This window comes from Brachybacterium sp. GCM10030268 (assembly GCF_042666305.1).
Taxonomy (GTDB): Bacteria; Actinomycetota; Actinomycetes; order Actinomycetales; family Dermabacteraceae; genus Brachybacterium.
In genome coordinates, this window is record NZ_JBHTCW010000004.1 from 231823 (window position 1) to 249259 (window position 17437).

13 protein-coding genes are annotated in these 17437 nt (G+C 71.8%); 9 read left to right on the top strand and 4 right to left on the bottom strand.

Translation table 11 applies throughout. From position 1 onward, the window contains the following. Positions 1 to 7: 7 nt before the first annotated feature. The 4 genes from ACFQRD_RS08585 to ACFQRD_RS08600 form a co-directional block, all read right to left on the bottom strand. Positions 8 to 1156 carry an NAD-dependent epimerase/dehydratase family protein gene (locus ACFQRD_RS08585; RefSeq protein ID WP_377018372.1) on the bottom strand — a complete coding sequence of 383 codons (1149 nt, stop codon included), beginning with the start codon at positions 1154 to 1156 and terminating at the stop codon, positions 8 to 10. Positions 1157 to 1486: 330 nt separating this feature from the next. After that, the gene (locus tag ACFQRD_RS08590) at positions 1487 to 4660 is read right to left on the bottom strand and encodes an alpha-mannosidase (RefSeq protein WP_377018373.1); all 3174 of its coding nucleotides are present in this window, start codon (positions 4658 to 4660) and stop codon (positions 1487 to 1489) included. A gap of 140 nt (positions 4661 to 4800) precedes the next feature. After that, positions 4801 to 5616, bottom strand: coding sequence for a serine hydrolase domain-containing protein (locus ACFQRD_RS08595; RefSeq protein ID WP_377018374.1), 816 nt, complete (start codon positions 5614 to 5616; stop codon positions 4801 to 4803). Beyond that, the gene (locus ACFQRD_RS08600) at positions 5613 to 6416 is read right to left on the bottom strand and encodes a serine hydrolase domain-containing protein (RefSeq protein ID WP_377803843.1); all 804 of its coding nucleotides are present in this window, start codon (positions 6414 to 6416) and stop codon (positions 5613 to 5615) included. Before ACFQRD_RS08600 ends, ACFQRD_RS08595 begins: the two co-directional genes overlap by 4 nt. Before the next feature lie 329 nt (positions 6417 to 6745). Here ACFQRD_RS08600 and ACFQRD_RS08605 point away from each other — a divergent pair, with 329 nt between their 5' ends. The 9 genes from ACFQRD_RS08605 to ACFQRD_RS08645 all read left to right on the top strand — a co-directional run bounded on the left by ACFQRD_RS08605 (position 6746) and on the right by ACFQRD_RS08645 (position 17430). Next, complete coding sequence (locus tag ACFQRD_RS08605; RefSeq protein ID WP_377803749.1) at positions 6746 to 7492, top strand: peptidoglycan-binding protein; 747 nt, start codon at positions 6746 to 6748, stop codon at positions 7490 to 7492. A 156-nt stretch (positions 7493 to 7648) separates the two neighbouring features. Continuing rightward, positions 7649 to 8362 carry an FhaA domain-containing protein gene (locus ACFQRD_RS08610; protein WP_377018376.1) on the top strand — a complete coding sequence of 238 codons (714 nt, stop codon included), beginning with the start codon at positions 7649 to 7651 and terminating at the stop codon, positions 8360 to 8362. A 15-nt stretch (positions 8363 to 8377) separates the two neighbouring features. Then, entirely contained in the window at positions 8378 to 8905 is a 528-nt protein-coding gene (locus tag ACFQRD_RS08615; RefSeq protein WP_377018377.1) for an FHA domain-containing protein, read from the top strand. Then, on the top strand, positions 8902 to 10233 hold the full coding sequence (locus ACFQRD_RS08620; protein WP_377018378.1) for a PP2C family protein-serine/threonine phosphatase: 1332 nt from the start codon (positions 8902 to 8904) through the stop codon (positions 10231 to 10233). The genes ACFQRD_RS08615 and ACFQRD_RS08620 overlap by 4 nt, the downstream gene beginning before the upstream one ends. Beyond that, positions 10233 to 11645, top strand: coding sequence for an FtsW/RodA/SpoVE family cell cycle protein (locus ACFQRD_RS08625; RefSeq protein ID WP_377018379.1), 1413 nt, complete (start codon positions 10233 to 10235; stop codon positions 11643 to 11645). The genes ACFQRD_RS08620 and ACFQRD_RS08625 overlap by 1 nt, the downstream gene beginning before the upstream one ends. Further along, complete coding sequence (locus ACFQRD_RS08630; protein WP_377803750.1) at positions 11642 to 13087, top strand: peptidoglycan D,D-transpeptidase FtsI family protein; 1446 nt, start codon at positions 11642 to 11644, stop codon at positions 13085 to 13087. Before ACFQRD_RS08625 ends, ACFQRD_RS08630 begins: the two co-directional genes overlap by 4 nt. Beyond that, positions 13084 to 14556, top strand: a complete 1473-nt coding sequence (locus ACFQRD_RS08635; protein WP_377803751.1) for a serine/threonine-protein kinase — start codon at positions 13084 to 13086, stop codon at positions 14554 to 14556. The genes ACFQRD_RS08630 and ACFQRD_RS08635 overlap by 4 nt, the downstream gene beginning before the upstream one ends. Beyond that, positions 14553 to 16781 (top strand): Stk1 family PASTA domain-containing Ser/Thr kinase, encoded by a 2229-nt coding sequence (pknB, locus tag ACFQRD_RS08640; protein ID WP_377803752.1) that lies wholly within the window; start codon positions 14553 to 14555, stop codon positions 16779 to 16781. Before ACFQRD_RS08635 ends, pknB begins: the two co-directional genes overlap by 4 nt. Further along, positions 16750 to 17430 (top strand): anthranilate synthase component II, encoded by a 681-nt coding sequence (locus ACFQRD_RS08645; protein WP_377803753.1) that lies wholly within the window; start codon positions 16750 to 16752, stop codon positions 17428 to 17430. Before pknB ends, ACFQRD_RS08645 begins: the two co-directional genes overlap by 32 nt. Positions 17431 to 17437 lie beyond the last annotated feature (7 nt).

A 17437-nucleotide genomic window follows, 5' to 3' on the forward strand; every position in this document is an offset into this window, starting at 1 on the left:
CGCCGCGTCACTTCCAGGTCACGGTGGGCATGACCAGCTCGCGCTTGACCCGGTCGGTGTTGTTCTGGGCGACCTTGAGGACCTCGACGAGGTGCTCGTCGGTCAGCAGGTGGGGCTCCAGCCCCAGGTCCAGCAGGTTGGTGTTGGTCGCGTTGTAGTAGTGGTCGTACTTCTCCACGCGCGGGTTCTCGGTGGTCGCGAGGTTCGCCTCCAGGCCCAGGTCGCGGGCGACCTTCTGGACCTTCTCGGCCAGCTCCTTGACCGAGAACTGCTCGGTGAACTGGTTGTAGACGCGGAACTCGCCGCGGTCGGCCGGGTTCTCGCAGGCGATCTCGATGCAGCGCACGGTGTCCTGGATGTCCAGGTAGCCGCGGGTCTGGCTGCCGTTACCGTAGACGGTGAGGTCGTGGCCGATGGCCGCCTGGATGATGAAGCGGTTCAGGGCCGTGCCGAAGACCGCGTCGTAGTCGAAGCGGTTGACCAGGCGCGGGTCCAGGCGGGTCTCGTCGGTCTCCAGGCCGTAGACGACGCCCTGGTTCAGGTCCGTGGCGCGGATGCCCCAGATGCGGCAGGCGAACATGATGTTGTCGCTGTCGTGGACCTTGGTGAGGTGGTAGAACGAGCCGGGCTGCTTGGGGAAGGGCAGACGGTCCGTGCGGCCCTTGTGCTCGATCTCGATCCAGCCCTCCTCGATGTCGATGTTGGGCTGGCCGTACTCCCCCATCGTGCCGAGCTTGACGAGGTGGCAGTCCGGGGCGTGGTCCTTGATGGCCCACAGGACGTTCAGGGTGCCCTCGACGTTGTTGCGGTGGTTCTCGATCGCGTGCTCGCGGTCGATCATCGAGTACGGGGCGCTGCGGTGCTCGGCGAAGTGCACGAAGGACTCGGGCTGGATGTCCTCGAACAGGGAGGTCACCGCGTCGTAGTCGGTGAGGTCGGCGATCCGGACCGCGATGTCCTTGCCGGAGACCTCCTTCCAGGCCGCCACCCGCTCCTCGAGGGAGAGGATCGGGGTCATGGAGTTCGATCCCAGCTCCTCGTCGATCTCGCGACGCACCAGGTTGTCCACGATCGTGACGTCGTGACCCTTCTGCGACAGGTACAGGGCAGTGGGCCAGCCACAGAATCCGTCTCCACCGGCGACGACGATCTTCATCTCGAGAGTCCTCCAAAAGGTCCAGGTCCCGGCCTGCGGATGGGGTCCGCATCCGGATGGTGCAACAGCGAGTCGGCTCTAAACGTAGCCGAGGACGCAGGCCGCTCAAAGACGGCCGCCGCCCGCGGTGAACAGCCGGGGAACAGGCCGTGACGAACGCGTCCGACGACGGACCGGCGGCCCGATTCACCACGGCGGACGCCACTGTAGCGTCCCTGGCCGGGCAGTTCTGACGCGGGCCCCGCGGACGGCCGGAGACCTACCTCCCGGTCGCCCTCGCTCGCCGCGGGTCAGCCGCGCGAGTCACCCCGCGCGAGCCAACGCCGCGAGTCACCCGCGCGCGATCCGCAGCGTCTTGATCTCGAAGGGGCGGAAGGCCAGCTCCACGCTGCCGTCCTCACCGCGCGTCAGCGCCGAGCGGACAGCGGGGGCGTCCTCGCCGAAGGGCTGCTCGAGCAGGTCGACGACCGAGACGGCCGTCCCGAGCGCCCCGTCCAGCCTCACCGTCGCCGACGCACGGGCGCCCTCGGACTCGTACAGCCGCACCACGAGATCACCGGAACGGTCCTCGGCCAGCTTCACCGTCTCCATCAGCACGCTCGGGGAATCGACGGCGACCAGCGGCGCGGCGGCGGCCGGCGCACCGGCGCCGCCGAGGAAGCGCTCGGGCAGGTTGATCCGGTACCCCTCCTCGATGGCCTCGCGGATCCCCGCCCCGGGCCGCACCGCGACCCGCAGCGTGTACGTCCCGTGGTCGGCGCCGGGGTCGGGGTACTCCGGGGCGCGCACCAGGGTGAGCCGGGTCGTGGTGGTGGTCCCGCCGTCGTCCTCGCGCACGGTGCGCAGCACGTCGTGGCCGTAGGTGGAGTCGTTGGCGATGGCCACCCCGTAGTCGCCCTCGGCGAGGTGGACCCAGCGGTGGGCGCAGGTCTCGAAGCGGGCGAAGTCCCAGCTGGTGTTCACGGGGATGGGCCGGTCGAGGTGGCCGAACTGGATCTCGCTGCTGAGGTGGGCGGCGCGCACGTCGAGGGGGAAGGCGAGTTTGAGGGCCTTCTTGCGCTCGCGCCAGTCGATGTCGTGGATGATCTCCAGCGACTCGTCGTCCGGGCGCAGCCGGTAGGTCTTGACGATGGTGGACCCGGCGCCGGTGACGCCGGAGGTCTCGGCCCCGTCGGCCAGCGCGGTGGTGTAGGTGAAGGAGACCCGCACGCCGGCGTCGGCCTCGCTGACCTCGACGTCGGTGGGGGTCTCGAGGTCCCGCACCACGTGGCGGTAGAACTCGTCGATGTCCCAGGCGTCCCAGGCGTTGGGGGTGTCGCGGTGCAGCTGCAGCAGCGCGCCGCGGCTGCCGGGGGCGATGGCCTCGCGGCCGCTCGCGCGGTCCACCAGCGAGGAGATCGCCCCGGAGGGATCCAGCACCGCGCGCACCGAGGCGTTCTCGATGGTGATGGTCCCGCCCTCGCGGATGACGACCACCGCTTCCTGGCCGTTGCTGACCGTCCCGGCGGAGTAGGCGGGAACGCCGCGGCGGGCGACGGGCGCAGTGTTCAGCAGCGTCCGGGAGGGGCAGCCGCCCTCCGCATCGGGTCCGTCAGCGGGCGTCTCGGGCCCTGTGCCCTTCGCGTCGCTCTCCGCGTCCCCGGCGCCGAGTGCGGACAGCGACTGCTCGATGATCCGTTCAGCGCGCTCGGCGATCCGGGCGTGCTGCTGCTCCGCCTCGCGGTGAACCCACGCGATCGAGGAGCCGGGGAGGATGTCGTGGAACTGGTTCAGCAGCGTGTCGTGCCACAGCGCCTCGAGCTCGTCGTACGGGTAGTCGTACCCGGCGCGGATCGCGGCGAGGGAGGCCAGGAACTCGGCCTCGTGCAGCACGTGCTCGCTGCGGCGGTTGCCCTGCTTGGTGCCCAGCTGCGCGGAGTAGGTGCCGCGGTGCAGCTCGAGGTAGAGCTCCCCGTTCCACACCGGGGCGTCGGGGTACTCCTCCCTCGCGCGCTCGAAGAAGTCCTCGGCGGTGCCGAACTCGACGCGCGGGGAGCCCTCGAGGTCGGAGGCCCGGCGGCCGGCGGCCAGCATCTCGCGGGTGGGTCCGCCGCCCCCGTCGCCGTGGCCGAACAGGTCCATCCCGATGCTCGCGCGGCCCTTCTCCTTGAAGTTCCGCTCGAAGTAGGCAAGCTCGGCGCCGCTGAGGTCGCCGTTGTAGGTGTCGGCCGGCGGGAAGTGGGTGAAGACGCTGGTGCCGTCCAGGCCCTCCCAGCGGAAGGTGTGGTGGGGGAAGGTGTTGGTCTGGTTCCAGCTGACCTTCTGGGTCAGGAAGAACTCCTGGCCGGCGAGCGCGGCGATCTGCGGCAGCGCGGCGGAGTAGCCGAAGGAGTCCGGCAGCCACGTCTCCCGCGTCTCGACCCCGAAGTTCTCCCGGAAGAACCGCTTGCCGGCGATGAACTGGCGGGCCATGGCCTCGGAGCCGGGCATGTTGGTGTCCGACTCGACCCACATGCCGCCGACGGGCACGAAGCGCCCCTCGGCGACGTGCTCGGTGATCCGGGCGAACAGCTCGGGGTAGCGGTCCTTCAGCCACTGGTACTGCTGGGCGGAGGAGGCGGAGAAGGTGAGGTCCGGGTCCTGCTCGAGCAGCGTGGCGACGTTGGAGAAGGTGCGGGCGACCTTGCGGACGGTCTCGCGCACGGGCCACAGCCAGGCGGAGTCGATGTGGGCGTGGCCGGTGGCCAGCACGGTCAGCGCCGAGGAGCCGGCCGGTCGCTGCAGCGCGGGGCTCAGCACGTCCCGGGCGGCCTCGGCGGTGCCGGGCAGGTCGTCCGGGTCGACGATGTCGCAGGCGGCCTCGAGGGCGCGCAGGATCTCGTGGCGGCGCTGGCTGGTCTCCGGCAGCTCGGCCATCAGCCCGCTGAGGGCGCGGACGTCCTCGACGAGCTCCCAGATCCGGGTGTCGCGGCGGGCGAGGTGGAGCTGGGAGATCGAGTACAGCTCCTCCTCGGGGATGGTCGCGAGGTCACCGAGCGGGGTGGGGGCGAACGACCATCCGCCCGAGACGGTGGGATTCGCGGCGCACTCGAGGTAGAGGTCGACCTCCTGGCCGGCGGCCAGGGGCAGGTACCGGTTGAAGGGGTTGATGGCCTTCAGCGGGACCCCGTCGGGGGTGAAGGCGAGCGCCTCGGCCTGGAATCCGGGCATGCCGGTGAAGGCGAGGTCGACGAGGAGCTCGGGCGCGGAGGCGTCGTCGTCGGCCCACTCCGCGGGGACGGTGCCGGTGATGTGCAGCCAGGTGGTCGACCAGGGACGGCCCAGCGGCGCGCCGATCTCGATCGGCGCGTAGGGCGAGTCCTCCGCCGCATCCGCGCCGATGGCCTCGTGCGGGGGCACCGGCTCGCCGGGGAGGCGGTGGGCGGTGATCCGGACCGGGGCGGTCTCCTGGTAGATGCCGGGAACGAGGTGGTCGCGGGTGACGCGGCGGATCCTGGCCTCGGTGAGTTCCCTGTCGTCGAACATGAAGGTGCTCCTCAGGGCGCGCTCGGCGCCAGCTGATGGGGCCGGGCGGTGCCGGCAGACGGGTTCGCGGGGCGGCGGGCCGAGCCGCCGCCGATGGCCGAGCTTAGCGACCGCATGAGCCGTGCGTCACGTCCGCGGGCTCAGGCTCGCCGGGCGTGGGCGGCCAGGACGGCGTCGGCCAGGCGCGGCATCACCTCGCGGTGGGCGTCGCAGAAGTCGTGGGAGGTGCCGACCACGAGGGCGAGATCGGCCGCATGGTCCACCCAGAACGCGGTGCCCCGCATCCCGAAGTGCCCGACGGTCTCCTCGCTGTTGGCGGTCCCCGTCCAGTGCGGCGACTTGGCCCCGCGCACCTCGAACCCCAGCCCGAAGGGGTTCGGGCTCTGCTTGCCGAAGCCCGGCATGATGCCCACCAGCTCCGGGAACGACGGGGTGGTCGCGGCGGTGAACCACTCCGGCTCCAGCAGCGTCGGGCGCAGCACCTCCGCGGCGAAGCGCGCCAGGTCGCTCAGGGGGCCGCGGGCGCCGACGGAGGCCGAGCCGCCCCATTCCAGGCGGCTCATCCCCAGCGGGCGCGCGACCTTCTCCCCCACCCAGTCCCCGAAGTCACAGCCCGTGGCACGCTCGATGTGGCGGGCGGCCTCGTCGATGCCGAAGTTGGAGTAGTGGCGACGCTGCCCGGGTGCCTGCAGCGTCCCGTCGGACTCGTAGAAGTACCCCGAGGCGTGGGCCAGCAGGTGGCGCAGCGTCGCGCCGGGCGGGCCCACCTCGTCGTCGAGGCCGACGTACCCCTCCTGCAGCGCGATCGCGCTCGCGTACCCGGTGAGGGTCTTGGTCACCGAGCGCCAGCGGCGCGGCAGGTCGAGGTCGCCGCGCTGCTCACGCACCCCGTCGGGCCCGAGCACGATCGCAGCGGCCTCGAAGCCGAAGTCCTCCAGCAGATCGAGGGCGCTCATCGCGCGGAGTCGCCGAAGCGGGCGAGGATCTCGTCGCTGAGGCCGGGCCAGATCTCCACGTGCCGGGAGCCGAAGGGCTCGGCGCCGAGGAAGGCGGCGGCCAGGGAGCGCGTCGGGTCGACCCACAGGAAGGAGCCGGACTGGCCGAAGTGCCCGAAGGTCTCGGGGGCGGCGCCGGCGCCGGTCCAGTGCGGATCCTTGCCGTCCCGGATCTCGAACCCCAGGCCCCAGTCGTTGGGCTTCTGGCGCCCGTAGCCGGGCAGGATGCCGGCCAGCCCCGGGAACTGGACGGCGCTCGCCTCGCGCCACAGCTCCCGCGAGATCAGGGTGGGCTCGAGCAGCTCCCGGCCGACGGCCAGCAGGTCCCGGATGCTGCCGCGGTATCCGGCCGCCGGGGAGCCGGTGACCTCGACGTCGCGCAGTGAGAGCCCCTGGACGACGGTCTGCTCCATCCAGTCCTCGTACTCGTACCCGGTGGACTGCTCGACGTGGGCGGCGAGGACCTCGAAGCCGGTGTTGGAGTAGATGCGGCGGGTGCCGGGCGCGGCGACCGTCGACTCCCCGTCGAAGGCATAGCCGGCGGTGTGCGCCAGCAGGTGGCGGACGGTGGCGCCCTCGGGTCCCGCGGGCTCGTCGAGGCCCACGAGCCCGCGCTCGACGGCGATCAGCACGCCGAGCGCGGCGAGCGGCTTGGAGACGCTGGCCAGATCCCACACCCGCTCGGCATCGCCCTGGGTGTGCACGGTGGCGCCGGCGTCGGTGACGCCCAGGGCGTGCTCGAAATCGACGTCGACCGGGATCTCGGGCGGGCGGGCATGGTCGGGCCGGCGGGCCTGGCCGGACCGGTCAGGCCGGCGGGGCTGGTCGGGCGGGGGCTGGCTCACGGTCTCCACGCCTCAAATATGGCACGAGGGCCCGTCCGCCGCGGGCCCGACGGACCGGCCCGCGCTGCTGACCCACTGGAAACCAGGTGCCGACCTGCGGCGTCACAGAACCCTCACAAGAATCTCGGAGACCAGTCGACTTTTCCCCTTGTTTGCACTTCCTTGACCCGTGCAGGATGAAGCCCACATCTCGTACAGGTGCCCAGAAAATCAGTCCGTCAGGGGAGAACAGAGGGGAAGAGATCATGTCGATCATCACCAGAAGCAGTGCACGAGCAAGCGGCCCGGCCGCGCCCGGCCGTTCCAGGACACCGACCCGCCGCACCCTGCTGCTCGGGGTGGGCACGCTGGGCGCCGGGCTCGCCGTGGGCGCCGGCCCCGCCGCCGCGGCCCCGACGCTGCGCAAGGGGGACCGCAGCTCGGACGTGACGGCCCTGCAGGAGGACCTGACTTCGCTGAACTACTGGTGCGGCGAGGCCGACGGCAGCTTCGGGCACATCACCGAGCAGGCCGTGTTCGCCCTGCAGAAGGCGGGAGGCCTGGCCACGGACGGCATCGTCGGCCCGGACACGTACGGCGCGATCGCGGACGGCGTCCAGCCGAGCCGGGAGCAGACCGAGGGGTACAGCTTCGAGGTCGATCTCAGCACGCAGCTGATCACCGCCACCTGGGACAGCGACCTGCGGTACATCCTGAACACCTCCACCGGCAGCGGCGAGGAGTACTACTCCGACGGGCGCTGGAAGACGGCGACCACGCCGGAGGGCGACTTTGAGATGTACTCCTTCTACCCCGACGGCTGGCAGTCCGGCTCGCTGGGGGACCTGTACCGCCCCGGGTACTACGACCGCGGCTGGGCCATCCACGGATCCACGTCGATCCCGACCTACCCGGCCTCCCACGGCTGCTGCCGCATCTCCACCGCCGCCACCGACATGCTGTGGTCGCGCGGCTGGATGGTCGAGGGCCGTCGCGTCCACGTCCACGCCTGACCTGCCCGCCGGGAGTCCTTTACGGTTCCTGCACGAATCCCTTGCTGCCCCACCGCTCCGTCGGCGGGTCGATGACCTGGCCACGCGCTACGATCGGGAGGGCGAACAGCCCCGTCGGCCGGCGGGGTGCAGGGACAGCGACAGCGAAGGACCACCGTGGGGATCTTGGATCGGATCGAGCGCGGCCTCGACCGCGGCGTGACGAGCGTGTTCTCGCCGGGGCGCGGGCAGCTGAAACCCCTCGACCTCGCGCAGGGGCTCAAGCGCGAGTGCGACGACCAGATCCAGGTGCTCGACCGCACCCGGACCCTGGCGCCGAACGTGTACACGATCTATCTCCATTCCCAGGACTTCGACCGCTTCGCCTCCTGGCAGGACACCCTGATCGACGAGCTGCAGCGACTGCTCATGGAGCACGCCGAGAAGCAGCGCTACATGTTCGCCGGCGGCGTCGTGGTGGGCCTGGAGCGCGACGACGAGGTCCGCCCCGGCCGTTTCGAGACCGAGTCCCGCACCGAGCGCGGCAGCGTGGCCCCCGCCACCGGCGCCGCCCGCTCCGGGGCAGGATCCAGCCCCATCGTCGAGATCGACGGCCAGCAGTACCTGCTGACGGGGCCGGTGACGGTGATCGGCCGCGGCGGCGACGCGGACATCATCCTCGAGGACACCGGGGTCTCCCGCCATCACCTGGAGCTGCGCACCGACGGCGAGGGCGCGCTGGTGGCGACCGACCTCGGCTCGACCAACGGCACCTTCGTCGACGGCGAGCGGATCCGCACGCCGGTCACCCTGCAGGACCGTTCGCTGATCAAGATCGGCCGCACCCGCCTGACCGTGCTGCTCCCGGCCGCCGGCCCGGTCAGCTGGTGACCGGGTGACGATCACATGAGCGAACTGACCCTCGTCGCCCTCCGCCTGGGCTTCGTCCTGGCGCTGTGGGTGTTCGTGATCATCGCGGTGCTGGTGCTGCGCAACGACCTGTTCGGGACCACGGTCGTGACCCGCTCCAGCCGCGATCCGCGCCGTGAGCAGCGCCCTGCCTCCACCGCTCCCGGCGGGAACTCCTCGCGGTCCGACGCCGACCCGTCCGCGCTGCGCACCGACCCGGAGGTCACGGCCACCGCGATGGTCGTCACCGCCGGTCCCCTGCGCGGGACCTCGCTCACGCTGGGTTCCACCCCGATCCTGATCGGACGTGCCCCCGAGTGCACCCTCGTGCTCGATGACGACTACGCCTCGAACCGCCACGCCCGCGTCTTCCAGCGCGAGGGCGAGTGGATGGTGGAGGATCTGGGCTCCACCAACGGCACCCTGGTCTCCGGCCGGCGCATCGAAGGATCCGTACCGTTCAGGCCCGGTGCTCAGGTGCGGATCGGCCGCACCGAGATCGAGCTGAGACGAGGTCCGCGATGAGCATCGCCCTGCGGTACGCCGCCCGCTCCGACGTCGGCCTCGTGCGGTCCAACAACCAGGACTCCGGCTACGCGGGCAGTCACCTGCTGGTGGTCGCCGACGGCATGGGCGGCCACGCCGGCGGCGACGTCGCCTCCTCCGTCGCCATCGGGCGGCTGGCCGGGCTCGACTCGGACACGCCCGCCTCGGACATCGTCGCGACCCTCGAGGAGTCCGTGCTCGATGCCAACCAGGAGATCCTGCGCCGGGCGCGCGACGAGCCGCAGCTGCGGGGCCTGGGCACCACCATCACCGCCCTGCTGCGCGCCGAGGGCAAGTTCGCCCTCGCCCATATCGGCGACTCCCGCGCCTACCTGCTGCGCGAGGAGGAGACCACCCAGGTCACCAAGGACCACACCTTCGTCCAGCGCCTGCTGGACGAGGGCCGGCTGACCGAGGAGGAGGCCGAGCGCCATCCTCAGCGCTCGGTGCTGATGCGCGTGCTCGGCGACGTCGACGCCGACCCCGAGCTGGATCTGTCGCTGCGCCCGGCCCATCCGGGCGACCGCTGGATGCTGTGCTCGGACGGCCTGTCGGGCCTGGTCTCGCTGGACACGATCGACGCCACCCTCAAGGAGTTCGCCGATCCCGGCGAGTGCGCCGACGAGCTGGTCCAGCTGGCCCTGAAGGGCGGCGGCCCCGACAACATCACCTGCATCGTCGCCGACGTCATCGATCTCGACGAGCTGCCCCGCGGTGAGGAGGCCCCGTCCTCCGCCCCGCAGATCGTGGGCTCGGCGGCGCGCAACCGCAATCAGCCCACCGCCGCCTCCGGCCCCGCCGCGAAGGCGGCCGCACTGACCCGCGAGGAGCCGGAGGTCCCCTACGAGGACGAGGACTTCTCCGAGGACGAGCCGCCGCGGCGCAGCCCCTGGCCCGCGCTGGTGGCGATGGTGCTGCTGGTCGCGCTGCTGGGCGGTGTGCTGTGGGCGGGGTACGCCTGGTCCCAGCGGCAGTACTACGTGGGCACCGACGGCACCGACGTGGTCCTCTACCAGGGCCTGTCCCAGGATCTCGGCCCGATCTCGATGTCCGACCCGGTGGAGGTCACCGACGTGGCCCTGGACGATCTTCCCGAGGCGACCCGTCAGCAGGTCGAGAACACGATCTCGGCGAGCGACCGGGACTCGGCCGAGGCGATCATCGACCGCCTCGAGCAGGTCGCCGCCGCGAACCGGCCGCCTCCCAGCTCTCCCGCCCCCTCCGACGGTGGAGGCCCCTCCGACGGCGGAGGGATCGGCGGGAGCACCGGCGGCGGCGCGAGCCCCGGCCCGGGTGAGGAGACCTAGTGGCCACCATCGTGTCCTACACCGCTCGCCCGCGCCGGCTGACCCAGGCCGCGCTGCTGGCGTTCGCGGTCGTGATCGGCCTGGGCGCCTACGCCCTGGTGGGTCTGGGGCGCTACGAGGAGCTGCCGGCGAACCTGCCGCAGTACGCCATCGGCGCCGTGGTGCTCGCCGGGGCGCTGCAGATCGCGGTCATGTGGCGCGCACCGTACGCGGACCCGGTGATCCTGCCCGTGGTGGTGCTGCTGAACCTGCTGGGCATCGCGGTGATCGAGAGCGTCCACGCCGCCCATGAGATCTACTCGGTGCGCTCTTCCGGCAGCGCCGACCGGCAGATGCTGTGGGCCGCGATCGGGGTGATGCTGTGCGTGGGCGTGCTCGTGCTCCTGCGCGATCACCGCCACCTGCGCCGCTACTCATGGATCTCCGCGGTCACCGGTGCCGTGCTGCTGCTGCTGCCCCTGCTGCCGGTGATCGGCTCCGCGCGCTACGGCTCCCAGATCTGGATCTCGATCGGCAGCTACAGCTTCCAGCCTGCCGAGCTGGCCAAGATCGCCTTCGCGATCTTCTTCGCCGGCTACCTGGTCTCCCGCCGCGACACCCTCGCCCTGGCCGGGCCCAAGGTGCTCGGCATCCACCTGCCCCGCTGGTCCGACTTCGGCCCGATCCTGGTGGCCTGGGGTTTCGCGATGGCGGTGCTCGTGTTCCAGACCGACCTGGGCACCTCGCTGATGTTCTTCGGCCTGTTCGTGGTGATGCTGTACGTGGCCACGGACCGTCTGAGCTGGCTGGTGATCGGGGCCGTGCTGTTCCTGCCGCCGGCCATCTTCGCGGCCACCCAGATGGGCCACGTCAAGACGCGCATCACCTGCTGGCTGGACCCGCTCTCCAGCGCGAACTTCAGCACCTGCGAGCAGATCGGTCAGGGCCTGTTCGGGCTCGCCAACGGCGGGATCACCGGCGCCGGCCTGGGTGAGGGACGGCCCGACGTGGTGCCCTTCGCCGAGTCCGACTTCATCTTCGCCTCCTTCGCGGAGGAGCTGGGGCTGGTCGGCGCCTTCGCCCTGCTGCTGCTGTACCTGCTGCTGGTCCAGCGCGCCGTGCGCGCCGCCGTCGGCATCTCCGACGGGTTCGGGACCCTGCTGGCCGGCGGTCTCGGCTTCGTCCTCGCCCTGCAGGTGTTCGTCGTCGTCGGCGGCCTCACCCGGGTGATCCCCCTGACCGGCCTCACGCTGCCGTTCCTGGCCGCCGGCGGCAGCTCGCTGGTGTGCAACTGGATCGTCGCGGGCATCCTGGTGCGGCTCTCGGACGCCGCCCGCCGGCCCGCCGCCCGCAACGTGCCCGGGGCGAACGGCACCGGCGGCGAGACCGCACGGCCGGTCCCGCACGGCACCGGCGGGGAGGTGATGGCGTGAACAGGCCCCTGCGCCATGTGTGGCTGGTGATCAGCGTGCTGTTCGTGCTGCTGTTCACCTCCACCACCTATTTCCAGGTCGTCGCCCAGGACCGGCTGAACGCCCACGGCGAGAACGACCGCACCCGCTACAACGAGTACGGCCGCCACCGCGGCCCGATCGTGGTCGACGGCGAGGTGATCGCGAGCTCACAGGAGTCCGGGGACACCTACGGGTACCTGCGCGGCTACGACCCCGGAGCCATGTACGCCCCGGTCACGGGCTACTACTCGGTGGTCTACGGCTTCTCCGGCATCGAGCGGGCCCTGAACGACACGCTGTCCGGTGAGGCCGATGCGCTGTTCTACCACCGCATCTCCGACATCCTCTCGGGCAAGCAGGGCCGGGGGGCGACGGTCGAGCTGACGCTGGACTCCGGCGCCCAGGAGGCCGCGTGGGAGGCGCTGGACGGCCGCCGCGGCTCCGTGGTCGCGCTGGACCCGGAGACCGGGGCGATCCTGGCCATGGTCTCCTCCCCCAGCTACGACCCCAACCGACTGGCCTCCCACAACATCGGGGCGGTCCAGGACGCCTGGACGGAGCTGAACGAGGATCCCCAGCGCCCGCTGACCAACCGCGCCATCGGCGGGGACCTCTACCCGCCCGGCTCGGCGTTCAAGCTCGTCGTCGCCGCGGCCGCCCTCGAATCCGGCACGGCCACCGCGGACTCGGTGATCCCGGGGCCGGGGACGTACCAGCTGCCGAACTCGTCGTCGGTGATGAACAACCATGCCGGCGGCGGCACCGAGCCCTGCGGGCCCGGTGAGGAGTCCACCCTGGCCGACGCCCTGCGCCAGTCCTGCAACACCTCCTTCGCGTTGCTCGGGCAGAAGGTCGGCGAGGACCAGCTGCGCAGCACCGCCGAGGAGTTCGGCTTCGGTCAGCGCCTGGAGATCCCGCTGTCGGTCACGCCGTCCTCGATCGGCACCGATCTGGATCCCGCCCAGCTCGCCACCACGTCGATCGGGCAGTTCGAGACCCGGGTGACGCCGCTGCAGATGGCCATGGTCGCCGGCACCTTCGCCAACGACGGGGTGGTGATGCAGCCGCAGCTGGTCCGGGCCGTGCGCACCAGCGACCTCTCCACGGTGGCCGAGCTGACCCCGGACGAGCTCGGCCAGCCGGTCAGCGCCGCCAACGCCGCCCAGATGCGCCAGATGATGGTCGGCGTCGTCGAGGACGGGACCGGGACGGCCGCGGCCGTCGACGGCGTGGAGGTCGGCGGCAAGACCGGCACCGCGCAGTGGGGCCAGGACCGCGCGGCCCACTCCTGGTTCGTGGGCTACGGGCAGACCGACGAGCAGAAGGTGGCGCTCTCGGTCGTGGTCGAGGAGGGCGGATACGGGTCGCAGACGGCGGCACCGATCGCCCAGGACGTGATGGAGGCGGTGATCGATCCATGAGGACCGAACCAGGACTCGTGCTCGAAGGGCGCTACGAGCTGACCTCGCTCATCGCCACCGGCGGCATGGGACAGGTCTGGAAGGGCCAGGACCAGGAGCTCGATCGCAAGGTGGCCGTCAAGGTGCTGCGCGAGGAGTACGCCGGGGACGAGGGCTTCCTCAAGCGCTTCCGCGCCGAGGCCCGCCACACCGCCGCCCTCTCGCACGACGCGATCGCCGCCCTGTACGACTACGGCGAGCTGGACGGGCGCGCCTACATCGTCATGGAGCTCTGCCCCGGCCGGCCGCTGTCGGACATCATCGAGGAGAACCCCGGCGGGCTGCCCGAGAAGCGGGTCATCTCGATCCTCATCGAGCTCGCCCGCGCGCTGGATGCCGCCCACTCCAAAGGGGTCGTCCACCGCGACGTGAAGCCGGAGAACGTGCTGGTCGACGAGGACAACGGCTGGTCGATGAAGATCACCGACTTCGGGATCGCCCGCAGCAAGGACCAGGCCCGGCTGACCAAGACCGGCCTGGTGATGGGCACCGCCCAGTACCTCTCCCCCGAGCAGGCGATGGGCAAGCAGGCCACCTCCCTCTCGGACATCTACGCCCTGGGGATCGTGGCCTACGAGATGCTCGCCGGCCACCGGCCCTTCACCGGCTCCAGCCAGGTCGAGATCGCCATGGCCCAGGTCAAGCAGCAGCCCCCGGAGCTGCCCGAGTCGATCAACGAGGACCTGCGGCGCCTGGTGATGATGACGCTGGCCAAGGCCCCGGCCAACCGCCCCCGTTCGGCGGCGGCGGTGGCCCGGATCCTGGAGGCCATCCAGCGCGGCGTGGAGCCGCGCTTCACCACCGGCGCGATCCCGGTCACCCGGGTCGAGGACCACGACTGGACCGGTGAGAACGCCGTGCGCGGCGAGGGCGGCACCGGGGAGCGTCCGCGCACCGGGCCGGGCGCCTCGCCGACGGGGACCCGGACCGCCGCGATGCCGCTGCCGCTGTCGGGCCGGGGCCGAGGGGTCCGGCACCGCTCCGGCGCGTCGGCGACCTCGGCGCGCTCTGCTGCGTCGGCCGGTTCCGCTGCGTCGGCTGTCTCTGACGGGTCCGCGCGCTCCGCGGCGTCCCCGTCACCGGCGCCGCGCACCTCGTCGCGGGAGCGGACCGCAGACCGGTCGTCCCGGGACGGGACGCCGCCCGGGGTGGACACCGCCGCCTCGGCCCGGACCGTGCGGGGCACCTCGACGGGCCGACGGATCGGGCCACTGTCCCTGCCCGGGCTGATCCTGGTGATCCTCGTGGTGGTGGTCATCGCGGTCGCGGTCGCCGGAGGAATGGGATGGTTGCCCCTGGGCGCGACGGGGCTCGGCCCCGTCGACCAGTTCGACCGGTTCGACCAGGTCGGGCCCGGGGAGACGGTGTCAGCACGTACGATGAACGGATCGGTCGGTGTCGGCCACGGCACGAGGACAGGTGTGGAGTGAGCGAAGAGAACGTGGTCCTGGGAGGCCGCTACGTGCTGGGGCGCATCCTCGGGACAGGCGGCATGGCCGAGGTGTTCCTGGCGGAGGACACCCGCCTGCACCGCACGGTCGCCGTCAAGGTGCTGCGATCCGACCTGGCCCGGGATTCGAACTTCCAGGAACGGTTCCGCCGTGAGGCGCACAGCGCCGCCTCGCTGAACCATCCCTCGATCGTCGCCGTGTACGACACCGGCGAGGAGCACCAGAGCACGGTCACCGGCGCCGACGTCACCATCCCCTACATCGTGATGGAGTACGTCCACGGCACAACGCTGCGCGAGCACGTCGACCCCCCGATGGACGCCCATCAGGCCGGGGAGGTCATGGCCGCGCTGCTCAGCGCCCTGGAGTACTCCCACCGGGCCGGGATCGTCCACCGCGACATCAAGCCGGGCAACGTGATGATCACCGACTCGGGCGCGGTCAAGGTCATGGACTTCGGCATCGCCCGTGCGGTCGCCGACGCCACCAGCGCGATGACGGCCACCCAGGCCGTGATGGGCACCGCCCAGTACCTCTCGCCGGAGCAGGCCCGCGGCCAGCTGGTCGATGCCCGCTCGGACATCTACTCCGCCGCGTGCGTGATGTACGAGATGCTCACCGGGCGCCCGCCGTTCACCGGCGACACCCCGGTCTCCATCGCCTACCAGCACGTGCGCGAGGAGCCTCAGCCCCCGTCGGCCTACAACCCCGCGATCACGCCCGCGCTGGATGCCGTGATCCTCACGGGCCTGGCCAAGGACCGCGAGAAGCGCTACCCCAGCGCCGTCGCGTTCTCCCGCGACATCGCCGCCGCCGTCTCCGGCCGCGCCCCGGCACTGGTCGCCGGGGCCGTCCCGGCAGGGTCCGACGCCGAGGCCACCACCGTGCTGGGCCCGGTCGACGACGCCACCGAGGCGCTGCCGGCGATGAGCGCTGCCGGCGCGGCCGCCGGAGCGGGAGCGGCCACGACCACGCGGGCCGCGGACTGGAGCAGCGGCACGCCCGCTGAGCCCACCGGGCTCACGCCCCACTCCCCCGCGGAGGTCGAGGAGGAGCCGAAGCGCAAGCGCCCCTGGTGGCTGATCATCCTGGTCCTGCTCGCCGTCCTCGCCCTGATCGCCGCCGCGCTGGTCTACTTCAATCCCTTCGGACCCTCCGAGCCGGAGACGGTGGCGGTGCCGGCCGTGGCCGGGGAGACCGAGGACGAGGCCCGCACGATCCTCGACGAGGCCGGGCTCGAGGCCGAGTTCAGCCAGGTCGCCTCCCAGGACGTGGAGGCCGGGACCGTCATCGAGACCGATCCGCCGGAGGGCGAGGAGGTCGAGGTCGGCTCCACCGTGGCGGTGACCGTCTCCGCCGGTCCGGAGGCGGTGGAGGTCCCCGACGTCACGGACATGAGCCGCGAGGAGGCCGAACAGGCCCTCGAGGACGCCGGGCTCGACTCCGAGGTCGCCGGCGAGGAGGATGCGGCGAAGGAGCGCGGCACCGTGCTGCGGTCCGATCCGCAAGGCGGCACCAGCGCCGAGCGCGGCACCGTCGTGCAGCTGACCGTCGCCTCGGGCGACGTCGAGATCCCCAACGTCGAGGGCGTCGCCCTGGAGCAGGCCCAGGAGTCCCTGGAGGCGCGCGGCTTCGAGGTCGCCTCCTCCGAGCGGGAGGACGCCGAGGCGGACCCGGGAACGGTGCTGACCCAGACGCCCACCGCCGAGAGCGGGACCGCGCCGTACGGCTCCCGGGTCGACCTGGTGGTGGCCGCGGCGCCCGGCCCCGTGGCGGTGCCCAACGTCACCGGCCGCACGCTCGAGGAAGCCCAGCAGATCCTGGCCGACGAGGACTTCGGCACCGTCACGGAGCGGGAGAACTCCGACAGCGTGGAGGAGGGACGGGTGATCCGCACCGACCCCGAGGCCAACGAGGACGCCGAGCGCGGCTCGACCGTGACCATCGTGGTCTCCGACGGGCCGGAGGCCACGCCCTCGCCGACCCCCAGCGACTCACCGAGCCCGTCGCCCAGCGACACCCCGAGCGAGACGCCCAGCGAGACGCCGAGCGAGACGCCGAGCGAGGAGACCGGCGGCGGGAACGGCAACGGTGGCGGCAACGGTGGCGGCAACGGCAACGGTGGCGGCAACGGCAATGGCGGCGGCGGAAACGGCGGCGGCAACGTCGACGATGCCGTCGGAGGAGGAAACGGTGGCGACTGATACCTCTCCGGCTCGCGTGCTGGTCATCGACAACTACGACAGCTTCGTCTACACGATCGTCGGGTACCTCCAGCAGATGGGCGCCCGGACCGTCGTGGTGCGCAACGACGAGGTCCCCGCCGACGAGGCGGGCGCCGTCGACCTCTCCGGATTCGACGGGGTGCTCATCTCCCCCGGTCCCGGCAACCCGACCACGGCCGGCCGCACCCTCGAGGTGATCGGCGCCTGCGCCGAGGGATCCGTGCCGATGCTCGGGGTGTGCCTGGGCCATCAGGCGCTGGGTCAGTACTTCGGGGCCACCGTCGGCCATGCCCCGCAGCTCATGCACGGGCGCACCAGCGACCTCACCCATGAGGGGCGCAGCGTCTTCGCCGGGGCCCCCTCGCCGATGACGGCGACCCGCTATCACTCGCTGACCGTCGTGCCCGAGACGATCCCCGAGGTCCTCGAGATCACCGCCCGCACCGCCGATGGCATGGTGATGGGCCTGGTCCACCGCGAGCTCCCGCTGCACGGCGTCCAGTTCCACCCCGAGTCCGTGCTCACCGAGAACGGGCACCTGATGCTGGCGCGGTTCCTCGAGCTGTGCGACGGCATCGACGCCGCCGAGCGCTCCGCGGGGCTGAAGCCCCTCATGACCGCCGGCTGAGCACGCG